Origin of the sequence: Cellulomonas sp. T2.31MG-18 (assembly GCF_964266755.1) — a bacterium.
GTDB lineage: Bacteria > Actinomycetota > Actinomycetes > Actinomycetales > Cellulomonadaceae > Cellulomonas.
The window spans coordinates 1,292,807-1,313,023 of sequence record NZ_CAXWGW010000001.1; the positions used below are offsets into that span (position 1 = coordinate 1,292,807).

18 protein-coding genes are annotated in these 20,217 nt (G+C 73.1%); 6 read left to right on the top strand and 12 right to left on the bottom strand.

What is annotated here, in order from left to right; genetic code table 11:
- Position 1 precedes the first annotated feature (1 nt).
- The 6 genes from ACFQTY_RS06030 to ACFQTY_RS06055 are packed head-to-tail and all read right to left on the bottom strand — an operon-like array spanning position 2 to position 5,876.
- A complete protein-coding gene (locus ACFQTY_RS06030; RefSeq protein ID WP_291759266.1) occupies positions 2-1,318 on the bottom strand; it encodes a glycosyltransferase family 4 protein in 1,317 nt (438 codons plus the stop codon).
- A complete protein-coding gene (locus ACFQTY_RS06035) occupies positions 1,315-2,340 on the bottom strand; it encodes a glycosyltransferase family 4 protein (RefSeq protein WP_378098540.1) in 1,026 nt (341 codons plus the stop codon). The genes ACFQTY_RS06030 and ACFQTY_RS06035 overlap by 4 nt, the downstream gene beginning before the upstream one ends.
- Positions 2,337-3,386, bottom strand: a complete 1,050-nt coding sequence (locus tag ACFQTY_RS06040; RefSeq protein WP_291759262.1) for a glycosyltransferase family 4 protein — start codon at positions 3,384-3,386, stop codon at positions 2,337-2,339. Before ACFQTY_RS06040 ends, ACFQTY_RS06035 begins: the two co-directional genes overlap by 4 nt.
- Entirely contained in the window at positions 3,383-4,156 is a 774-nt protein-coding gene (locus ACFQTY_RS06045) for a DUF4214 domain-containing protein (protein WP_378098543.1), read from the bottom strand. The genes ACFQTY_RS06040 and ACFQTY_RS06045 overlap by 4 nt, the downstream gene beginning before the upstream one ends.
- The gene (locus ACFQTY_RS06050) at positions 4,153-5,268 is read right to left on the bottom strand and encodes a DegT/DnrJ/EryC1/StrS family aminotransferase (protein WP_378098545.1); all 1,116 of its coding nucleotides are present in this window, start codon (positions 5,266-5,268) and stop codon (positions 4,153-4,155) included. Before ACFQTY_RS06050 ends, ACFQTY_RS06045 begins: the two co-directional genes overlap by 4 nt.
- Positions 5,265-5,876, bottom strand: coding sequence for an acetyltransferase (locus ACFQTY_RS06055; protein WP_291759256.1), 612 nt, complete (start codon positions 5,874-5,876; stop codon positions 5,265-5,267). The genes ACFQTY_RS06050 and ACFQTY_RS06055 overlap by 4 nt, the downstream gene beginning before the upstream one ends.
- A gap of 215 nt (positions 5,877-6,091) precedes the next feature.
- Between ACFQTY_RS06055 and ACFQTY_RS06060 the strand changes: the two genes are divergently transcribed.
- Positions 6,092-7,618, top strand: coding sequence for a hypothetical protein (locus ACFQTY_RS06060; protein ID WP_378098547.1), 1,527 nt, complete (start codon positions 6,092-6,094; stop codon positions 7,616-7,618).
- Between the two features lie 58 nt (positions 7,619-7,676).
- On the opposite strand, the gene ACFQTY_RS06065 is transcribed toward ACFQTY_RS06060, so the two are convergent.
- Together ACFQTY_RS06065 and ACFQTY_RS06070 are read right to left on the bottom strand one after the other, a co-directional pair.
- The gene (locus ACFQTY_RS06065; RefSeq protein ID WP_378098549.1) at positions 7,677-8,786 is read right to left on the bottom strand and encodes a glycosyltransferase family 4 protein; all 1,110 of its coding nucleotides are present in this window, start codon (positions 8,784-8,786) and stop codon (positions 7,677-7,679) included.
- Entirely contained in the window at positions 8,783-9,796 is a 1,014-nt protein-coding gene (locus tag ACFQTY_RS06070) for a glycosyltransferase family 2 protein (protein ID WP_378098551.1), read from the bottom strand. Before ACFQTY_RS06070 ends, ACFQTY_RS06065 begins: the two co-directional genes overlap by 4 nt.
- Before the next feature lie 153 nt (positions 9,797-9,949).
- On the opposite strand from ACFQTY_RS06070, the gene ACFQTY_RS06075 reads away from it, so the two are divergent.
- Positions 9,950-11,077, top strand: coding sequence for a glycosyltransferase family 1 protein (locus ACFQTY_RS06075; protein WP_291759247.1), 1,128 nt, complete (start codon positions 9,950-9,952; stop codon positions 11,075-11,077).
- 66 nt (positions 11,078-11,143) lie between these two features.
- On the opposite strand, the gene rfbD is transcribed toward ACFQTY_RS06075, so the two are convergent.
- From rfbD to ACFQTY_RS06095, 4 genes are all read right to left on the bottom strand, one after another.
- Complete coding sequence (gene rfbD / locus ACFQTY_RS06080; RefSeq protein WP_291759245.1) at positions 11,144-11,998, bottom strand: dTDP-4-dehydrorhamnose reductase; 855 nt, start codon at positions 11,996-11,998, stop codon at positions 11,144-11,146.
- Between the two features lie 84 nt (positions 11,999-12,082).
- Positions 12,083-12,700, bottom strand: coding sequence for a dTDP-4-dehydrorhamnose 3,5-epimerase family protein (locus tag ACFQTY_RS06085; protein ID WP_291759243.1), 618 nt, complete (start codon positions 12,698-12,700; stop codon positions 12,083-12,085).
- A gap of 30 nt (positions 12,701-12,730) precedes the next feature.
- A complete protein-coding gene (gene rfbA, locus ACFQTY_RS06090; RefSeq protein WP_291759240.1) occupies positions 12,731-13,603 on the bottom strand; it encodes a glucose-1-phosphate thymidylyltransferase RfbA in 873 nt (290 codons plus the stop codon).
- A gap of 85 nt (positions 13,604-13,688) precedes the next feature.
- Complete coding sequence (locus ACFQTY_RS06095; protein ID WP_378098555.1) at positions 13,689-15,281, bottom strand: DUF2142 domain-containing protein; 1,593 nt, start codon at positions 15,279-15,281, stop codon at positions 13,689-13,691.
- Between the two features lie 71 nt (positions 15,282-15,352).
- Here ACFQTY_RS06095 and ACFQTY_RS06100 point away from each other — a divergent pair, with 71 nt between their 5' ends.
- From ACFQTY_RS06100 to ACFQTY_RS06115, 4 genes are read left to right on the top strand one after another with little or no spacing between them, the layout of a single operon-like run.
- Positions 15,353-16,531 (top strand): glycosyltransferase family 4 protein, encoded by a 1,179-nt coding sequence (locus tag ACFQTY_RS06100; protein ID WP_291759236.1) that lies wholly within the window; start codon positions 15,353-15,355, stop codon positions 16,529-16,531.
- Positions 16,532-16,568: 37 nt separating this feature from the next.
- On the top strand, positions 16,569-17,795 hold the full coding sequence (locus ACFQTY_RS06105; RefSeq protein WP_291759234.1) for a glycosyltransferase family 2 protein: 1,227 nt from the start codon (positions 16,569-16,571) through the stop codon (positions 17,793-17,795).
- Positions 17,792-18,937: a glycosyltransferase family 4 protein gene (locus ACFQTY_RS06110; protein ID WP_378098558.1), complete on the top strand. Its 1,146-nt coding sequence runs from the start codon at positions 17,792-17,794 to the stop codon at positions 18,935-18,937. The genes ACFQTY_RS06105 and ACFQTY_RS06110 overlap by 4 nt, the downstream gene beginning before the upstream one ends.
- Positions 18,934-20,199: a lipopolysaccharide biosynthesis protein gene (locus ACFQTY_RS06115; RefSeq protein WP_378098560.1), complete on the top strand. Its 1,266-nt coding sequence runs from the start codon at positions 18,934-18,936 to the stop codon at positions 20,197-20,199. The genes ACFQTY_RS06110 and ACFQTY_RS06115 overlap by 4 nt, the downstream gene beginning before the upstream one ends.
- Positions 20,200-20,217: the final 18 nt, after the last annotated feature.

Here is a 20,217-nt window from a genome sequence, read left to right on the forward strand (position 1 = left end):
CCTAGGCGAGGTCGAAGAGCTCGAAGGCAAGATCGCTGACGAGGTCCACGACTGCCGGCTGACGGTGCAGGTCGATCCGCTCGAGCCGACGGTTCAGGTCCGCGGCCAGGACCGTCATCGGGCGTGCTGCGAGGGCGCGCTCGGCGGCGACGAGGATGGCGTCGGCGTAGGCAGAGCCGTTACGTGCCCCGGCGTAGTCGCGCGCGGCCTCGCCCCGCCGAGCACGCTCCTCGGGGTCTCGTGCCAGGCGCTGGAGCGCGTCGACCAGACCGTGCCGGACGTTGTCCGGGTCCACCTTGACCACGGCGTCGTCCGGGAGCTCGGCGTAGTGGCCGTGGTTCAGGACGACCGCCGGCAGCCCGGCCCTCATCTGGGTCAGCACGCTGGCCGACTGCCCCTCGAGCACCGGGGTGCGCAGCGCCACGGCGATGTCCGCCCGCTCCAGCACGTCGGCCAGCAGAGCGTCGTCCACCCGGCCGGTGAGGAGGAAGCGATCTCCAAGGCCCAGCTGGACCGCGCGCCTGCGCAGCTCGGCGCGCGTCGACGACTCGACGTGGCCGACGGCCCACACATGGAGCCGTTCGCTCTCCAGGTCCGCGGCCGCGCTGACGATCTCGTCGACCAGACGGTTCGCGTTGACGTGCCCGACGGTGACGACCAGGAGGTCGGCCGGGTCGAGAGCCGCCAGCGCCTTGTCGATCGGTCCTCGGGCCCGCTCGGACTTCTCGCGCATCCGCGACGTCGGGACGGGCAGCGGTGCGACGGTGATCTCGCCGAGGGACATCCCGTCCACTCGCCGCGCGTGCCACTGGGAGTGCACCACAGCGCCGAGGCTGCGCTGCAGCGCGATCTGGTCCAGGGGGACCTGTGAGCAGAAGTCGAGCCACTTCAGCGGCCCGCCGGGTGCGTACCCGACACGGAGGATCTCGGCCGCCTCCTCACCGTGCAGCTCCTCGACCTCGCGGACGACGGTGTCCAAGGACTTGTCGCGCACGGCGGCCGTCCGCACCAGGTTGGTGATCGACGCGTCGTGCAGGACCACCAGCCCGGGGATGCGACGCATGAACGGCAGCATGGCCGCGTGGAACGGGCTGTCGCCCAGCACGTAGACGACGAGGTCGAACTCCGCGAGCTCGGCCAGGGCGTCGGAGTCGAGGGCGCCGAACGACCGCGACGGCACCGGGCACGGTCGCGGGTTCGGTTCGGCGGGGTACCAGACCTCGAGGTCCCACTCGCGGGCGAGGTCCGGGACGGCCTGCAGCATGACGTCCGCGATAGCACTGTCCTGCGCCATCGGCGTCAGCATCGCGACCCTCATCGCGTCAGCTCCGCGATCACGCGCGTCCACGACAGGTCGAGCTCGAGAGCGAGGCGGCGGGCGTGGATGCCCATGGCTCGTGCCTCGTCCGGGCGTGCGGCGAGCTCGTCGAAGGCCGCTGCGAGGGAGTGCGGGTCCGGATCGCTGACCAGCCCCGTCTCGCGGTGCTTGACCAGGGTCGACGTGCCGCCCGAGTCGGTCCCGGTGACGCTCGGCTTGGACGCCATCGCCGCCTCGTAGCACACGTAGCCGTAGGAGTCCTCGTCGACCGGCAGGTAGACCGAGGCGAGGCAGCGCGCGAGGAGGTCCAGCTTCTCCTGCTCGGAGATGAAGCGGGGGATCACCCCGACGCGGTCCTCCAGACCACCGTCGGCGATCTCACGCTCGATCTCCTCCAAGACCGCCGGGCTCTCGGGCTGACCGGCGACGACGAGGCGGTAGCCGGGGCGTGCGTACCGCATCGCCCGGACGGCCGACAGCTGGCGCTTGCTCGCCGAGAGGCGTCCGAGGGCGACGACGAAGCCTTCCGACTCGGCGGTGCGGAACTCGTGGTCCGTGTGCGGCGGGGTCATCAGGACCTCGGCATCGACGGAGTTGCTCCGCTTGAGCCGGTCGGCCACGAAGGGCGAGATCGCGTACATGCGGTTCGCCGCCTCGAACGCCGCTGCGTCGGCGGCTCGGACGGCGTTGACGACGCGGTCGAGCCGCGGCTCGGACGGCCAGCCGACGGGTGGTGGGTCGTAGGCCTGGCGGAACTGGTGCACGAGGTAGATCACCACGTCGTCGTGCGGGATCAGGTACGCGGGGAACTTGAGGCCGATGACGCGGTCGACGTTCACCAGCTCGGTCAGCGTCGCGGCGACGATCGACTCCAGGATCTGCTCGGGCGTGTCGCCGAGCGGGATGCGGAACAGCTCGGCCTCGTGCCCGGCGTGACGCAGCTCGGTGACGAGCCGGTCGGCCAGAAGCTCGGCGCCGCCTCGGACGAAGGGTGCGGCGTTGTTGGCCACGAGCAGCTTCATGCGCCGTCTCCGAGCAGTCGGGCGATCGTGTTGGGCCAGTTGATGCCGAGCTCGTCCCGACGGTCGAAGCTGTGGCGCCCCATTCGTTCGGCTGCCTCGCGGTCGAGGTAGAGCCGGTCGAACGCGGCTGCGAGGGCCTTGGCACCCGGCTCCGTGACGAGACCCTCGACGCCGTCGCGGACGAACTCGAGCGCTCCGCCCGAGTCGGAGAGAGTCACGATCGCCTTCGCGGAGTGGGAGGCCTCGAGCGACGGGTACCCGTACGAGTCCTCGTCCCGAGGGAGGTACGCGACCGCGAGGCACCGAGCCAGCAGATCGACCTTCTCCTCCTCCGGCATCCAGCCGAGCCGCAGGTCGACGCGGTCCTCGAGCCCCTGCCGACGGACGTAGTCCTCGATCTCCGTGCCGAACGAGGCCACGTCGGGCCTGCCTGCGACCACGAGCCTGACGGGCGTCGTCGTGTGACGCATCGCCCGGATCGCCAGCAGCTGACGCTTGATCGGGGTCAGACGGCTCGGGTAGAAGATGAAGTCGCCGTACTCGTCGGTGCGGAATCGCGACGTGTCGCCGCCGAGCGGCGGGAACAGCGGAACGGCCTCGAGCTCGTTGTAGTGACGCAGGCGGTCCCGCACGATCAACGAGTTCGAGAACAGGGCGCGTGACTCGGAGAGCGCCATGTTGTCGATGCGGCGGAGGGACTCCCGGAAGGCCATTCCCTCGGCGTTGTCCGGAACGCCCCGAAAAGGTGTGTCCCACAGGTCGAACACCTGGCGGAAGTGGTGGATGAACCACGTCGCCTTGTTCTCGTGCCGGATGACGTGCGCGGGCCAGCGGATCGCGAGGAGGCGGTCAGCGCTTCCCGAGAACGGCATGGACCGGAGCCCCACCATCGCGGACAGCACGTGCCGCGGTTCGGTCGGGAACGGCAGGTAGAACTCCTCGACGTGGTGGCCTTCCTCGCGCATCGCCTCGGCCGTCCAGCGCGCGATGAGCGACCCGCCGCCGGCGACGTGCGGGACCGTTGTGGACGCGATCAGGACCTTCATGCGTCGTTCACCGCCGACGTCCGGGGTGTCGGGAGGACGTGGGGCCGGCCGGCGGCGACGTCGATCAGCACGGTGAGCTGCCGGTGCTCCGCGAGCGCGACGAGGTTGCGGAAGCCCGCCAGGTGCGCCGAGCGGTCTCGTCGATGCCGTAGGAGGGCCCGGACGCCGCGCCCGCGCGCGCCCACGGACCGCGCGAGCACACCAGGTGCGTTCGCGAACGCCCGCAGCAGCCACTCGCGGCTGGTGCCGCCGCCGAGCTTGCCGAGCTCGTGCTCGAGCTCGGACGCGGTGGGGCTCCGGTGGTACGCGACCTCGAAGAGGGCCAGCACGAAGATCTCGTCGGACACCCTGCCCGCCTGGTACGGGTGGTCAGTCGGCCGGAACGCCACGCCGATCTCGGCGAGCCAGACGCGGGCGTCCCAGGCCGCGAGCTGGTCGAGCACGTTCTCGCGGTGGTCGCGTGCGAGGCGACCGAACTCCGCAGAGCTCACGAAGGCGTGCGCCACGTCCCGAACCGGCATCCCGGACCTGATGTGGCCCGTCCACGCGCTCAGGCCCTCGGCGTCCGCCTCGCGGCTCAGCACCTCGCGGTACAGGGTCGTGACGGTCACCGCCGCGTCCGTGGGACCGGCGACGAGGTCGAGCAGAGGGGTCGAGGACGTCGCATCGGCGACCGGCTGCGGCCGGTCCGTCGTCAGTATCCGGAGGAAGGTCGCCCTGCGGCGCTGCGCTCGTTGCTCGTCCGGCCGGACGGCCGTCGTCACACTCATTGGCGCACGTCGTCAACACGACGCGTGAACGCGTCGCAGATCGTGTCGACGTCGGCGTCGCTGAGCAGCGTGTGCGTCGGAAGGGAGATGCCCTGTGCGCCGAGCTGCTCCGAGACGGGGAACGACTGGACCGGGTCGCTGATGTAGGGCGGCATCAGGTGCAGCGGGTAGAACACGGGGCGCGTCTCGATGCCGTCGGACGCGAGGAGCTCGATGAGGTGGTTGCGCTGCTCGGTGGTGAAGCCCTCCACGCCCACCGTGTACAGCCAGTCGACCCGGCGGGCGTCGGGACGCTGCACCGGCAGCCGGATGCCCTCGACCGCGTGGAGCCGCTCCGTGTAGCGGGCGCCGATCTCGCGACGGCGCGCCGTCAGGTCCCCGATCCGCTCCAGCTGACCGACGCCGATCGCCGCAGCGACGTTGGTCATCCGGTAGTTGAAGCCGACCTCGTTGAACCAGTAGCGCCGGTTCGGGTCCATGCCCTGGCCGCGCAGCAGCCGCAGGCGGGCGGCGAGGTCGTCGTCGTCCGTCGTCACCGCGCCACCCTCACCGGTGGTGACGATCTTGTTGCCGAAGAAGCTGAAGACGCCGACGTGGCCCAGGGAGCCGACCGGTCGGCCGTCGACGGCTGCCCCGTGCGCCTCGGCGGCGTCCTCGATCACGAGGAGGCCGTGCTCCGTGGCGATCCGCATGATGGCCGTCATGTCGGCGGGGTGGCCGTACAGGTCGACGGGGATGATGGCCCGCGTGCGGTCCGTGATGCGCCGGACCACGTCGGCCGGGTCCAGGTTCATCGTGTCCAGCTCGACGTCGGCGAAGACCGGCGTGGCCCCTGCGTAGACCACGGCGTTGGCGGTGGCGATGTACGTCAGCGCCGGCACGATGACCTCGTCACCGGGCCCGATGCCGAGGGCGGCGATCGCGAGGTGCAGGGCGGTGGTCCCGTTGTTGGTGGCTACCACGTGGCGGGTACCGGCCACCTCGGCGAACGCTTCCTCGAAGTCGGTGATGAAGTGCCCGACGGACGAGATCCACGTGGTCTCCAGGCACTCGGCCACGTAGGCCGACTCCTTGCCCGAGAGGTCGGGGCTGGCGATGTGGATCAAGGTCATCTCTCCTCGGCAGGGACGCCGACCACGGTGCGGCCGGCCGGGACGTCGTGCAGCACCACCGCGCCGGCACCGACGACGGCGTCCGCACCGATGGTCACACCGGGCACGACGCTGGCGCCGATACCGATCATCGCGCGGTCGTGGACCGTCACGGTGCCCGCGAGGTTCACCCCCGGGGCGATGTGCACGAAGTCACCGATCACGCAGTCGTGGTCGATCGTCGCGCCCGTGTTGATGATCGATCCTTCGCCCACCCGCGCCTTGGCACCGAGCACGGCGCGGTGCATGACCACGCTCCCGGCGCCGACGGCGGCGGTCGCGCCGACCACGGCCGTCGGCGCCAGAACGGTCACCAGCCGAAAGCCGACGGCAAGCGCTCGGCTCGTGAGCTGTGACCGGAGGTGGTTGGACCCGAGTGCGACGAAGGCGGCTGTGAGGCCACCGGCCATCAGCTCGGCCAGCTGGGCGTCGGTGCCGAGGTGGGGGAGGCCGAGCACGTCGCCCGGTTCCGGTGCCAGGTAGCCCACCGGCTCGAGCTGCGACGCCGGGTCCCAGGCATCGAGGCAGGCGCGAGCGTGGCCTCCGTTGCCCAGGATGACGACGCGCATGCCAGTAGAACCCCCCTTTTGCACAGGCCGGCGGGCGGAACGACAACCCACGTGCACGAAGGCGCGAGCCCGACCGGGTGAAGATAGCAGCCACCGCTATCCTCACAGAAACAGTCACCCGGGCGTGCCAACGGTGCCTGCCGCCGACGTCCGGTTTGTGGTCAGTCGACACGGTCGCGCCCGAACCTCTTCGAAAGGTCTCGAGGATGCTGCGCGTGCGGACCGCTCTCCCGTGGTTCGCCGCGGGTTCTGCGATGCTCGGGGCCGGATTTGTCCCCGTCGCACGAGTCCCTCTGATGGGCGACGACTTCCACGCCTTCCTGTTCACCTATGGCGAGGTCCGCGGGAGCGCGTCCCAGGCGCTCGCCTACGGCTGGCGGGCGGGCCAGCAGGCGGGCCACTTCAACCCCTTCGGGCAGGCCCTCGGGGCGCTGTTCCACTACGTGTCCTACGCGCTGCCTGCGGCGACGGGCCTGCCCGCGAGGACCGTCGCGGTGCTTGCGGGGGCCACGCTGATCTGGGGCACGGCACTCGCGGTCGCGTGGTGCACGGCCTGGGGCCTGCGGCACGCGGGCGTGGTGGACGACGTCCTGCTGCCGCGGTGCTTCGCGGTGACCGCCGCGGTGCTGGGGGCAAGCCTGCAGCTGCATCCGTGGTCGAACGATCCCGTCTCGTCGTTCCTCATGGCCGGATGGGCCTCCGCGCTGCTCGGGTTCGTCGTCCTCGGCGCGGCGCTCCGCGCCGTGGCGCCGGGGCGGTCCGGCTGGTCGGACGTGGTGTGGCTCGGGGTCCTGGGGGTGCTGGCGGTGCTGTGGTACGAGATGCTCGCCGGCGTCGTCGTGGGAGTGGCCGCCGTGCTGGTCGTCGCGGGGATCGCGGTCTGGAGGTCGCGCGGCGCGCGTGCCGTCGGCCGCGTCCTCGCCCTGCTCGGCTCCGGCGTCGTGGTGCCGGCCGTCGTGTTCGTCGCCGGGAGGTTCCTGTCCGCGGGCCAGCAGCGGGGGTACACCGGCACGGACGTCGCCCTCGGCCGCGCTGCGCTCAGGTCGACCTGGGCGGCCTTCGTGGGGGTGCTGCCCGGCGGTGGTTGGCCGTACCTGATCACGTCGGCCGGGCCGCCGCACCTCGACGCGGTCCCGGCCGCGCTCACGCTCCTGTACGCACTGGCCCTCGCTGGCGTGGTCCGCCTCTCCGGGTCGCGCGTCCCCGTGGTGCCCGACCCGCGTCGGCTCGTGGCGCCCGCGCTCGGCGCCGCGGTGGCGTGGGGCGCGACCACGGCGACGCAGACGCTCACGCTCAAGTACGCCTCGGAGATCCGGGTCGCGGGGCAGGTGTACATGTACCACGTCGTCGCGCTCGGTTCCCTTGCGGTGATCGTCGCGCTCGCCGTGGTGGCGGCCTCCGGGCGGTGGCACGGGCCGCGGGCGGCGGGGACGGGGGCGGCCGCCGCGATGCTGGTCGGAGCGTTCGTGCTGGTGCAGCTGACGGTGGCCTGGCACCTCAGCGACTTCCTTCGCGGCGCGTTCGACGGCAACAGGGAGCTGACGGCGGCGGCGGTCGACGCCTCGCGCACTCCGGACGCGCGGTGCGCCGTGCTCGTCCGCTGGGCCGACCGGCCGTGGCCGGACTACTACCGGTCCGCCGTGGTCATCGACGTGCAGCGCACCTACCAGGCGCGGTTCGGAGAGCCGTTCTGCGTGGCGTCGTCCGAGCTCGACCGCGTGCTGGCCGCCCCGAGCGGATGACGGTTCCAGCCGCGGGCCCGCCTGAGACGGGTCCGGGGCAGGTCGGTCGTGCGATGGCCTACGCCTGACCGGCCACCGAGCGGTAGACCTCCGCGGTCGCGTCCGCCGCGGCGTCCCAGGTGAACGCGGCGGCCTGGCGCAGCGCGGCCGCGGCGAGCGCGTCGTGGTCCGGACCCACTGCCCGCAGCAGCCCGGCGGCCAGCGCGTCGGCGTCGCGCGGGTCCACGAGGACGCCGGCGTCTGCGGCCACCTCCGCCATCGACGTCTCGCGGGAGGTCACCACCGGGGTGCCCACCGACATCGCCTCGAGGACCGGAAGCCCGAAGCCTTCCCAGAACGAGGGGAACGCGAGCGCGCGCGCGGCCACGTAGGCGAGCCGCAGGTCCTCGGTGCTCAGCCGTCCGAGCTCGTGCACGCGGTCGGTCCAGGGGCCCCGGGGCGCGGCGGGCCGCTCTCCCCAGCCGCGCGGACCCACCAGCACCAGGTGCAGGTCGGGGTCCGCGTCGGCCGCGATCGCGAAGGCCTGGAGCAGGCCGCCCAAGTTCTTGCGGGGCTCGAACGTGCCGCACCACAGCACGAACCTGTCCGGGAGCGAGTGCGTGGAGCGGAACGTGGTCAGCTCGTCGGGCGTCCACGTCCAGCCGGGGGCCCCGTGCGGCACCACGTGCACACGGTCGGGTGCGAAGCCGGCCTCGACGACGTCCACGGCGGTCGCCCGGGACGGGACGATCACGGCCGCGGCCTCGTCCAGCGTGCGCCGAAGGGCCCGGGTGAAGAACGCCACGCCGTGCGGCGTGAAGTGCGACGGGTCCCGGAGGAATGCCAGGTCGTGGACGGTCACCACCAGTGGTCGCCGGGTCGGCGGGACGGCCCACGTGGTGGCGTGCACCACGTCGAGGCCGTGCACCAGCCACTCCGGACGTGGCACGCCCCACCTGTTCCACGCCTCGTAGAGGAGGCGGCGGGGCGCCCGGAGGGATCGCACGGGCACGTCCGGCACGCCCTCGGGGACCGGCCCCGGGCGGTGTGCTGCCGCCAGACCCACCGGCTCGACGTCCGGGCGGCGGGCGAGCGACTCGAGCAGCCGCGTGATGTACGTCCCCGAACCACCGGGGACCGGTTGCCAGAGCTGCTCGACGGTCAGCCCCACGCGAAGCGGCGCGCTCACGACGAGGCCCCGTCCGGCACGAGCAGTGCCGCCGGCACCGCACGAGGCACCGTCGCCGTCCGGTCGACCGCTCGCCGCTGCCGCAGCGCCCACGGTGCCTGCGCGAGCGCCGCCCGGAGCGCGCGGGCCCGGCGGCTGCGTTGCGGTCCGACCCCGACGCGGACCGCCGTGCGCACGACCGCCCGCAGCGTGACGGCCCACGGTGCGTGCATCAGGCAGACGAGGATCCGGTTGCGCTCGTTGTGGTCGAGGAAGAACGCGGAGGCGGTGCCCGACGACGCGGCGTGGTCGTGCACCGTGACCGCGTCCGGCACGTGCCGGACGTCCCAGCCGCGCCGCCGCAGCCGCCAGGACAGCTCGGTGTCCTCGTAGTACATGAACAGCGGCTCGGTGAAGCCGCCCACGTCGTCCAGGGCCGCCCGGGACAGGGCGGCGCACCCGCCGTTGAAGCCGAACACCTCCGCGGCGGCCGAGACGGTCCCGGCGGGTCGCAGCCAGTCCCGGTCGCGGCCGTTGCCCGACCGAGTGACCTCGTTGCCGGTGCTGTTGACCAGCCGGACACCGTCCTCCGAGGAGCGGGCCCAGCGGCGGCCGTCGTGGCCGACGAGCGCGGTACCGGTGGGGCCGGCGGGCACGAACGACCCGCTCAGCAGCACGAGACCGGTGGTCGCCCCGAGGCGAGGCGTCCCCGCGCCGAACGGTGCGACGAGGTGGGCCAGGAACCCCGGCTCCGCCACCGCGTCGTTGTTCAGCAGCACGACCACGTCGCTGCTCGTGGCGGCCAGCGCCGCGTTGACCCCGCCGCCGAACCCTCGGTTGTCCGGCAGCGCGACGAGGAGCACGTCCGGCTCGTCCCGCAGCGCCGCCGCCGTGCCGTCCTGCGAACCGTTGTCGACCACGACGAGCTGCATCTGCGTCCCGGCGGGCAGCTGCTGGTCGCGGAGCGACTGGAGGCACCGGCGCGTCAGCCCGAGCGCGTTCCACGTGACCACGACGACGGCGACACGCATGGCGTCAGACGGCTCCGGATCGCTGGGGGACGGGCGGTCGCCGCGCGGGGGCGCGCGGACCGCGGCCGGCGGGACTGCGGTCCGCGACTCTACCGTGCAGGCCGCGGCGCCGACCGCCCCCGTTACGCTCGGCGCCGTGCAGATCGGCTGGCGATGAAGATGCGGGTGCTCGTCGACGCGACGGCGATCCCACCGGACCGCGGTGGCGTCGGGCGGTATGTCGAGGAGCTGCTGCGTGCGCTGGACGCCCTGGACGTCTCGCTCGCGGCGGTGGTCCAGCCGCGGGACGGCGAGCGTCTGGCGGCAGCGGTGCCGGGCGCCGAGATCGTCGTCGCACCCGGAGCGGTGGCACGGCGGCCTGCACGGATGGCGTGGGAGCAGCTGGGGCTGCCGCGGGTGGCGCGCCGCTGGCGGGCGGACGTCCTGCACAGCCCGCACTACACGATGCCGGTCGCGGCCGGCGTGCCCGTGGTGGTGACCCTGCACGACGCCACGTTCTTCAGCCACCCGTCCCTGCACTCAGCCGTCAAGGGGCGGTTCTTCCGCACCGCGACGCGGTGGGCGGTGCGGCACGCCGCCGCGCTCGTCGTCCCCTCCGCGGCGACGGGCCGCGAGGTGCGCCGGTACGCCGGAGGGGAGGTCGCCCGCTTCCACGTGGCCCACCACGGCGTGGACACCGCGGTGTTCCACCCGACCGACGCCGTGGAGCGCGATCGGGTTCGTGCGACGCTCGACATCGCCGACCAGCCGTACGTGGCGTTCCTGGGCACCCTGGAGCCGCGCAAGAACGTCCCGGCGCTGGTGCGCGGCTGGGTGGCGGCGGTCGCGGGGTGGCAGGAGCCGCCGGCCCTGGTGCTCGCCGGGGGACCCGGCTGGGACGAGGGCGTCGAGCCGGCGCTGGCGGCCGTGCCGGATGAGTTGACGGTGCGACGCCCCGGCTACCTGCCGCTCGCCGACCTGGCCGGATTCCTGGGCGGTGCGCAGGTGGTGGCCTATCCGAGCCTCGGCGAGGGCTTCGGACTGCCGGTGCTCGAGGCCATGGCGTGCGGCGCGGCCGTGCTCACCAGCCGGGAGCTATCGTTGCCCGAGGTCGGCGGCGAGGCCGTCGAGTACGGCGGGACCACCGACGAGCAGATCGCGGCCGCGCTCCGGTCGCTGCTGGAGCGCCCGGAGCGCCGGTCCGAGCTCGGCCGGGCGGCGCAGGAGCGCGCCGCGGGATTCACCTGGGACGCTGCCGCGCGCGTGCACCTCGACGCCTACCGAGCGGCGCTCGGCTCCTGACCGGCCTCGGCGGAGGACCGCCGCGTCGCCCGGGCGCCGCCGTCGGGCCTGGCAGCGCTGCGGACGTCAGCCGTGCAGCACGGTGGCCGCGGCGGCCGCCCAGCGCTCTTGCCAGGGTCCGATCGGCGCGACCCCAGCCCCCAGCAGCGCGTCGTGTCCCAGCACCGAGTACGCGGGCCGGGGCGCCGCCAGGGCGAGCGTCGCGCTCGAGGTCGGGCGGACCTTCTCGGGGGAGAAGCCGGCCGAGCCCATGACGGCGCGGGCGAACTCGAACCACGTCGTGGCGCCCGATGAGGTGCCGTGGTAGGTCCCGGCCGGTGCCCCACCCTGGACGAGCCGCACCACGAGGTCGGCGAGGTCGACGGTCCACGTCGGCTGCCCCACCTGGTCGTCCACGACCGCGATCTCGTCACGTTCGGCGGCCAGCCGAGCCATCGTCCTGGGGAAGCACCGACCGCCGGCGCCGTAGAGCCACGCGGTGCGGACGACGAGGTGGTCGGGCTGCTCGGCACGGACCGCCCACTCGCCGGCGGCCTTGGTGCGGCCGTACGCACCCCGGGGGGACGGCGGCGTCGCCTCGGCGTACGGCGACGCCGCGTCCCCACCGAACACGTAGTCGGTGGAGACGTGGACCAGCCGCGACCCCGTCCGTCGGGCGGCGCGTGCGAGCAGCGCCGGGCCGACGGCGTTGACCGCGAAGGCGGACGCCTCCTCCGACTCGGCCGCGTCCACCGCGGTCCAGGCGGCGCAGTTGACCACGACGTCGTAACCGTCCGCCTGCAGGGTCGCGTCGACGGACCGCGGGTCGGTGATGTCGACGGTCTCGCGGTCCACGCCGCGGACCGAGTACCCGGCGCCGGAGGCCGCCGCGACCATGTCCCGACCGAGCATCCCGGCCGCACCTACGACGAGCCAACGCACCGCGTCCTCCTTCTCCGCCCCGGCATCGCCCACCGGCAGCGGGCCGCCGTCACCCTACCCACGCACGGGCGGGGCACCCGCGGATCAGCCGGCCAGCGACCTGACGTACTCCTGGACCTCGTCGTAACGCGGGAGCAGGCCCGCCGCCGCCGCCTCCGCCAGGGACGGCGCAGCCGTGTCCTTGGTCGACAGCAGAGCCTCGACGGGGCGGCCGCGGCGGTCGGTCGTCGGCCACGTGATGGCGAGCGTCGGGTCGAGCGGGTGGACGCCGTGCTCCCGGCCGGGGGAGTAGCCGGTGGAGCACAGGTACATCACGGTCGAGTCGTCCTCGAGGGAGAAGAAGCCGTGCCCCAACCCCTCCGGGAGGTAGACGGCGCGCCTGTCGACGTCGTCGAGCAGGACGGTGTCCCACGTGCCGAAGGTGGGTGAGCCGACCCGGATGTCGACCACCACGTCGAGCACGGCGCCGCGGACGCAGGTGACGTACTTCCCCTGCCCGGGGGGCACGTCGGCGAAGTGGATCCCGCGCAGCACGCCCGCCGCCGACACCGAGCAGTTGACCTGCTGGAGCTCCAGCGGGTGTCCGACGTGCTCGGCGAAGGGGCCCCCCTGGAACGCCTCGAGGAACACGCCGCGGGGGTCGCCGTGCTGCACCGGGGTCACTTCCCAGGCGCCGGGCACGGACAGGGAGCGGTAGGTCATGTGGCTGCTTCCGGACGAAGGGACATCGGACTAGCGGTCGGCCGTCTCCAGCAGCCCCAGCAGGTACGTGCCGTAGCCCGACTTCACCAGCTTCTCCGCTCGCCGGCGGAGATCGTCGTCGGACAGGAATCCCCGGCGCCAGGCGACCTCCTCCGGCGAACCGATCTTCAGCCCCTGGCGTGACTCGATGGTGCGGACGAAGTCCGAGGCCTCAAGGAGCGAGTCGAAGGTGCCGGTGTCCAGCCACGCCGTCCCTCGGGGAAGCACCTCGACGTGCAGCCGCCCCTGCGCGAGGTAGGTGCGGTTGACGTCGGTGATCTCGTACTCGCCCCGCGCCGACGGCTGCAGGTCGCGCGCGATCGCCACGACGTCGTTGTCGTAGAAGTAGAGCCCGGGGACCGCATAGCTGCTCTTGGGGTGCTCCGGCTTCTCCTCCAAGGAGAGGGCGCGGCCCTCCGCGTCGAACTCGACGACGCCGTACGCCCGCGGCTCGGCGACCCGGTAGGCGAAGACGGCGGCGCCGTCGAGCGTCCTGAACCGCTGGAGCTGGGACCCGAGCCCGGGCCCGTAGAAGATGTTGTCGCCCAGCACCAGCGCGGCCGCAGCGCCGCCGATGAAGTCCGCTCCGAGGACGAAGGCCTGTGCCAGCCCGTTGGGCACCTGCTGCTGCACGTAGCTGATCGACACCCCGAACTGGGAGCCGTCGCCGAGCAGGCGCTCGAACTGGGCGGCGTCGTGCGGTGTGGTGATCACGAGGATGTCCCGGATGCCCGCGGCGATGAGCGTGGACAGCGGGTAGTAGATCATCGGCTTGTCGTAGACCGGCACGAGCTGCTTGCTCACGCCGAGCGTGATGGGGTGCAGCCGGGTGCCCGAGCCGCCAGCCAGGATGATGCCGCGCATGGGCAGCCAGTCTGGCCCATGGGTGCCGTGCGGCGCCAAGCCGCTCCCGCGTGGCCGCTCTCACGCCGTGGCGGCGGGCGAGCGCTCAGGCGGAGGCGCTGGAGTGCTGCCTCTCCTCGGGCGGCGCGTCGATCGAGGGGGCGTCGATCGACGTCGTGGTCGTCGGCACGCGCCGGGCGAGGAGCCACACCGCGACGACGAGTGCTGCGGCGTTGAGGACGGTCAGTGCCACGCCGGAGAGCGGCGGCGACCACGCGCCGGTGAACGCGTGGCGCCATGAACCGGCGTCACCGACGGTGTAGCGCCGCAGGTTGGTGACGAAGGCCACGAGCTCGACCGCGGCGAAGGCGGGCAGCAGCGTCCGCAGGACGCGGCGCCCGAGCCAGCCCGGGAGGTGCCACGCACCGGCGCGCGCCCCGAAACCTGCGACCACCAGCACACCCACGGTGAGCGGTAGCGAGTACCGCGCCGTCCAGATGTAGCCGACGTTGCGCGCCTGCCACGCCTGGATGAGCACCGGCATCAGCACGGCGACCGCCACGGTTGCGAGCGTGCCGAGCCGGTCGCGCACCGACCCGAGCGCCAGCCCCAGCAGGGTGGGCAGCCCGATCAGGGCGGCCGCGACCAGGACGACGAGGGTGGGCAGCACGGTGTCGAGCCAGCCGAAGCGGCCGATCGACATCACGAGGAAGTCGCCCGTGTCGACCAGGGTCCTGTTCGCCGTCGAGAAGAAGCCGAGCTCCTGATGAGCCGCACCGCCACCCGCCAGCGTGCCGGCGCCGAGCGTCCAGAGCAGCGACAGGGCCGTGCCGAGGACGACGGCTCCCATCCACGGCCACGTCCGCCGGTCGCGCAGCAGAATCCGGACACCCGACCACGGGCCGACGGCCGCCACCACGATCGCGATGGCGCCGAGGTACAGGGGCGACAGGCCGCGGGAGTTGACCATCAGCACCGCCACCACCGCGATGCCGATCGACCGGGGGACCGCCCGGGCGGGGTCGGGGTCGCGCACCATCGCCGTCAGCGCGATCCAGAGGGTCAGCGCCGCGCTGATCTCGAGTCCGGAGGGGTTCACGACGCTGTTCAGGAACACCACCATCGGAGTGAGCGCGGCCACCACGCCCAGCAGCGGGAACGAGCGTCGGCGGAGGGTGGCGAGCTCACGGAAGCCCCAGGCGAGCACCGCCGAGGTCAGCGCGGCAGAGAGCAGCCGCATGAGGTACACGACCACGCTGCTCGGCGGCAGCAGCAGCGTCGGCAGCCCCACCACCGCGTAGTAGAGCGGGTTGTTGCGGACCACCCAGGTCGAGGCGGGCGTCTGCACGGCCGCCGCGGATCCGGACGGGAGCGGAGCGGCACACCGCGCCGGCACGTCGCCGTGGAAGGCGAAGCAGATCGGGTAGGTCATCAGGTCCGCGTAGACGGCGGGCACGTCCACGACGCCGGAGCCCGGGTTGTCCGGGGCGGAGCGGCCCTCGAGCTGGCCGCGCACCACCGCGGCCGCCTTCACGACGTGCGCGTTCTCGTCCGGGCCGGAGGCCAGCGGCGACGCCAGCGACCACGTCGCCGTGATCAGCCACAGCAGGCCGAACGCCGACCAGAAGGAGCGCCGCCCGCGGTGCTCGGCGGTGCCCGACGGCCGTTCGCGCGTCGGGGCTGAGGAGTAGTCCGGCATGGCTTCTTCCCACGTTCGCTCGTCGGGCCGGCTGCACGATAGCGCTCACCGCGGCTCGCTAGCCTTACCCGGTGCGGATCGCGGTGGCCTTCGACTGCTTCTACCCGCTGAGCACCGGCGGCGGTGAACGCCAGTACCGCCTCTTCGCCGAGGCCTTCGCCGCCCGGGGCTGGCAGGTCGAGTACCTCACGCGCCGGCAGTGGTCCGGGCCTGCGCCCGAGGTCGCGGGCGTCCAGGTGGTAGCGGTGAGCGGCGCGACCCGCCTGTACGACGAGCACGGCACGCGCCGCCCGGCGGCCTCCCTCGTGTTCGCGTTCGGGCTGTTCCGCCATCTGGTCCGCCATCGGCGCTCCTACGACGCGGTGCTCGTCAGCGCGCTGCCCACGCTCAACGTCCTGGCCGCCCGGGCCGCGCTCCTGGGCACGCGCACCGCGTTCTGCTCCGACTTCCTCGAGGTGTGGCGACCGGCGCAGTGGCGCGAGTACTCCGGTCCGGTCGTCGGACGTGTCGCGTCGGCGCTCCAGCGCCTGGCCGTCCGCGTGAGCCCCTGGGTGAGCGCCCACTCGGCGATGAACACCGAGCGGCTCCGTGCGGAGGGCGCGCGGCGCGAGCCGGTCCGCAGCCCGGGTCTGATCCACGGGACCGACCACATCGCGTTCGTCCCGGTCCCGGCAGACCCGCCGACCGTCGTCTTCGCCGGGCGACACATCCCGGACAAGCGCGTCGAGGTCATCCCGGCCGCGGTCCGGTTCGCGCGGCAGCACGTTCCCTCGCTGCGCGCGGTCCTGCTCGGCGACGGACCGTCGCGGGAGTCGGTGCGCACCGCCGTGCACGCCCTCGGTCTCGACGACGTCGTGGAGCTCCCGGGGTTCGTCAGCCAGGCCGAGCTCGAGGCGACCGTCGGGAGAGCCGCGGTGCTGGTGAACCCCTCGCGGCGGGAGGGGTACGGCCTCGTGGTCGTCGAGGCCTGCGCCGCCGGCACGCCGGTCGTGCTCGTGCGGGCGGAGGACAACGCGTCGACGGAGCTCGTCGAGGAGGGGGTCAACGGGTACGTGGCGGCCTCGACCGACGCCGCGGAGCTGGGGGCGGCCCTCGTGCGCGCGGTCGAGGGCGGGGCCGCCCTGCGCCGCAGCGCCCGCGACTGGTTCGAGCAGGCCGCCCGGACGCGTACGGCGGAGGCCGCGGCGCGCGCCATACTGACCGCGCTCGCGGGCGACGGGGCCCACGGCCGGCACGATGGCGAGGGATAAGGTGTCGCGACCCAGCACGAACCACCGGACGGACCAGATGGCAGCGCCCGCGACCTGCGAGCTCACGATCCTGATGCCCTGCCTGAACGAGGCCGAGACGCTCGCCACCTGCATCCGCAAGGCGCGCGCGTACCTCGATGCGTCGGGCATCGACGGCGAGGTGCTCATCGCCGACAACGGCAGCACCGACGGGTCCCAGGCGATCGCCGAGGGTCTCGGCGCCCGCGTGGTCCCCGTCGCCGACCGTGGCTACGGTGCCGCGCTCATCGGCGGCACGGCCGCGGCGCGCGGTCGCTACGTGATCATGGGCGACGCCGACGACAGCTACGACTTCTCGGCGCTCGACCCGTTCGTCGAGCGGCTCCGCGCGGGTTACCAGCTGGTGATGGGCAACCGCTTCAGCGGGGGCATCGCGCCCGGGGCGATGCCGCCCCTGCACCGGTACCTCGGTAACCCCGTGCTGTCGGGTGTCGGACGCTTGTTCTTCAACCGGAACATCCGTGACTTCCACTGCGGGCTGCGGGGCTACGAGCGCGACGCGGTGCTGCGCCTCGGGCTGGTGACCACCGGCATGGAGTACGCGTCCGAGATGGTGGTCCGCGCGAGCCTGGCCGGGCTGAGCATCACCGAGGTGCCGACCACCTTGAGCAAGGACGGGCGGTCGCGTCCGCCGCACCTGCGCAGCTGGCACGACGGGTGGCGGCACCTGCGGTTCCTGCTGCTGTACGCGCCCCGGTGGCTCTTCCTGTACCCCGGTCTGCTGCTGTTCGCGCTCGGCTGCGCCGCGACCGTCACGCTGATGTTCGGACCGGTGCGCATCGGCGACGTCGGTTTCGACACCGTCACGATGGTCTACACCGCTGCCATCACGCTGCTCGGGTACGAGGCGGTCATCTTCTCCGTGCTCACCAAGCTCTACGCGGCGCGCGAAGGCTTCCTTCCCATCGGCCCCCGGTTCCGCTGGGTGTACGAGCTGTTCACTCTCGAGCGCGGCGTGGTGACCGGTCTGGTGATCTTCCTCGCGGGGCTCCTCGCGGGGCTCACCCAGGTGATCAGCTGGGGCGGCAGGGGGTTCGGGGCGCTCGACATGGGGGCGTCGATCCGCATCGGCATCCCGGTGACCCTCGGCCTGACCATCGGCTTCTTCACCGTGATGGCGTCGATGTTCGCCGGCACGCTGACGGTCGCCACACGCGCGGAGGCCGGCGGTCGGATCCTCACGACCGACGACGAGGCGTCGGCGCTCGGCGTCCAGGCCCCGTGACGCGATCCAGGGTCGCCGTCGACCTGCTCTACTTCACCGGTCGGCGAGGCGGCACGGAGACGTACATCCGCCAGGTGCTGACGCGGGTCGCGGCCCTCGACCCGGAGCTCGAGCTCGTCGGGCTGACCAACACGACCGGCCGGGACCTGCTGCGGGACTGGTTCCCCGGCGAGCTGCGCACGGTACCCGTCTCCGGCCAGAACCGGCCGGTGTGGGCGCTGGCGGAGGTGCTCGCGGTGGACACGCTCGCTCGTCGTGCCGGCGCCGACCTGCTGTGGTGCCCCGCGAACTTCGGTCCGGTCGCGGGTCGCGTGCCGCGCCTCGTGACCCTGCACGACATGATCGCGTTCGACTTCCCGAACCCCGAGGTCAGCGCGGTGACGCGGGGGATCACCAGCGGCATCATCCGCGGTGCCGCTCGGGGTGCACGGGCGCTGCTGACGGACAGCGAGGACGCCGCCGCGTCCATCGTGCGCCACCTCCACGTCGCCCCGGGTCGGATCACGCACACGCCGCTTGCGTCGAGCACGCCGCACCCGGTCGACCCGGGCACGGCGGAGCAGGAGCTGGCCGGCCTCGGGATCGGTCAGGACCGGCCGTTCGTCCTCGCGACGGGGAACCGGCTGCCGCACAAGAACTTCGTCGGTCTGGTCCAAGCGCTCGCGCGCATCGACCCCTCGGTCAGACCGCGGCTGGCGATCACCGGGAGCCACGGTGCGGACCCGCTGCGGCCCGCCGTCGAGGAGCTGGGGCTGGCGGGCGACGTCAGCCTCCTCGGCTGGGTGACCGCCACCCAGCTCGAGTCGCTCTACAGCGAGGCCGCGCTCTACGTGTGCCCGTCCCTGTCCGAGGGGTTCGGTCTCCCGGTGCTGGACGCCATGGCGCGCGGGGTCCCCGTCCTGGCGAACGACATCGCGGTCCTCCGAGAGGTCGGCGGTCCGGCAGCGGCGTACGTCGACGCGACGGACCCCGAGCTGCTCGGTGCGGCCGTCAGCCGCCTGCTGGCGGATGCGGGGCGCCGTGCCGCCATGCGGTCCGCGGGGTTCGAGCGCGCGGCCTCGTTCAGCTGGGACCGCACGGCGGAGCTCACGCTGGCCGTCCTGCACGGGCTGCTCCGGACCGGCGCGCCAGCGACGACATGAGAGCCCTGCTCGGCCGGCTGGCCGGATTCGGCGGGCTCCCGCTGATCTCCCTGATCACGCCGCTCCTGGTGCTGCCCGTCATCGGCCGTGTCGCCGGCTCCGGCGGCTGGGCGAGCCTCGCTGCGGGGGAGTCGATCGGCACGCTCGGCGGCATCGTCATCGGCTACGGCTGGAACGTGTCGGGGCCCCCCCGGATCGCCGCGGAGCAAGAGGCGGGGCAGCGGTACGCGCTGTACCGCCAGAGCCTCGTCGTCCGCGGCACGGTGGCCTGCCTCGTGCTGCCGGTCGTGGTGCTGCTGTCCGTCGTCGCGGCTCGGGCGGGGTACGAGCTGCCGACCGCGCTCATGGGCGTGTCCGCGTCGGTCACCGGCCTGTCGTTCGCCTGGTTCTGCGTCGGCGCCGGTGACCCACGGTCGATCGCGCTCTTCGAGGCGGTGCCCAGGGTCGCCGCCGCGGCAGCGTCAGCGGCCCTGATCCTGCTGACACGCCAGCTCGTGATCTACCCCGCCCTGGCAGTCAGCGTGTCGCTCGTCGGCATCGTCCTCTTCAGCCGCCGCGTGCCGGGTCGCCGTCCGCTCCCGCGGACCCGGCTGCCGGAGCTGTGGCGGCTGGTGGTGCGCGACCGGGGGCTGGCCGCGATCGACATCGCCGGGAGCGCGTACGGCTCCGTCCCCGTGCCGGTGGTGAACGCCGTCGCCGCACCGGTGCTCGCCAGCTCCTACGCCTCCGGTGACAAGCTGTACCGGTTCGGGCAGTTCGTGCCCATCACCCTCGCCAACGCGTTCCAGAGCTGGACGGTCGAGGCCGGGCGTGCCGGGCGCGGCAGACGCCTCCGGTTCGCGGTGCTCGCGCACGGTCTCCTCGGCGTCACGGGCTGGCTGGTGTTCGCCGTCGCAGGGCCGTGGGTCTCAGGACTGCTGTTCGGCCCGCAGGTCCGGGCCACGCAGGCTGTCTGCTTCTGGCTCGGCGCTGCGTTCGTGCTGCTCTCGTTGCGCACGGCGGTCGTGCGGCTCGTCCTGGTCCCCGAGGGCAAGGTCCGGATCGTCTTCGCCGCGACGATGGCGGGCACCTTGGTCGGCATCCCCGCGATCGTCGGGCTGACGTCGCTCGTCGGACCGGTCGGGGCCGCCTGGGCCCTGGTGCTGAGCGAGGTGGTCAGTGCGGCCGTGCTGGCGTCCCCGACCGTGCGCGAGATGCGGCTGGCGGCACAGATGTCCGGCTCCGGCCAGTCCCTGGGCGTCGCCGGGGACGTGCGTGGTTGAACGTCGGCCGCGGTCGTG

Excerpts from the sequence above, each read along its gene's own strand:
- ACFQTY_RS06115 (WP_378098560.1), top strand. The coding sequence starts at position 18,934 with ATGAGAGCCCTGCTCGGCCGGCTGGCCGGATTCGGCGGGCTCCCGCTG.
- ACFQTY_RS06070 (WP_378098551.1), bottom strand. The coding sequence starts at position 9,796 with ATGCGTGTCGCCGTCGTCGTGGTCACGTGGAACGCGCTCGGGCTGACG.
- ACFQTY_RS06085 (WP_291759243.1), bottom strand. The coding sequence starts at position 12,700 with ATGACCTACCGCTCCCTGTCCGTGCCCGGCGCCTGGGAAGTGACCCCG.
- ACFQTY_RS06050 (WP_378098545.1), bottom strand. The coding sequence starts at position 5,268 with ATGACCTTGATCCACATCGCCAGCCCCGACCTCTCGGGCAAGGAGTCG.
- rfbA (WP_291759240.1), bottom strand. The coding sequence starts at position 13,603 with ATGCGCGGCATCATCCTGGCTGGCGGCTCGGGCACCCGGCTGCACCCC.
- ACFQTY_RS06095 (WP_378098555.1), bottom strand. The coding sequence starts at position 15,281 with ATGCCGGACTACTCCTCAGCCCCGACGCGCGAACGGCCGTCGGGCACC.
- ACFQTY_RS06105 (WP_291759234.1), top strand. The coding sequence starts at position 16,569 with ATGGCAGCGCCCGCGACCTGCGAGCTCACGATCCTGATGCCCTGCCTG.
- ACFQTY_RS06040 (WP_291759262.1), bottom strand. The coding sequence starts at position 3,386 with ATGAAGGTCCTGATCGCGTCCACAACGGTCCCGCACGTCGCCGGCGGC.
- ACFQTY_RS06045 (WP_378098543.1), bottom strand. The coding sequence starts at position 4,156 with ATGAGTGTGACGACGGCCGTCCGGCCGGACGAGCAACGAGCGCAGCGC.
- ACFQTY_RS06030 (WP_291759266.1), bottom strand. The coding sequence starts at position 1,318 with ATGAGGGTCGCGATGCTGACGCCGATGGCGCAGGACAGTGCTATCGCG.
- ACFQTY_RS06075 (WP_291759247.1), top strand. The coding sequence starts at position 9,950 with ATGAAGATGCGGGTGCTCGTCGACGCGACGGCGATCCCACCGGACCGC.
- ACFQTY_RS06035 (WP_378098540.1), bottom strand. The coding sequence starts at position 2,340 with ATGAAGCTGCTCGTGGCCAACAACGCCGCACCCTTCGTCCGAGGCGGC.
- ACFQTY_RS06055 (WP_291759256.1), bottom strand. The coding sequence starts at position 5,876 with ATGCGCGTCGTCATCCTGGGCAACGGAGGCCACGCTCGCGCCTGCCTC.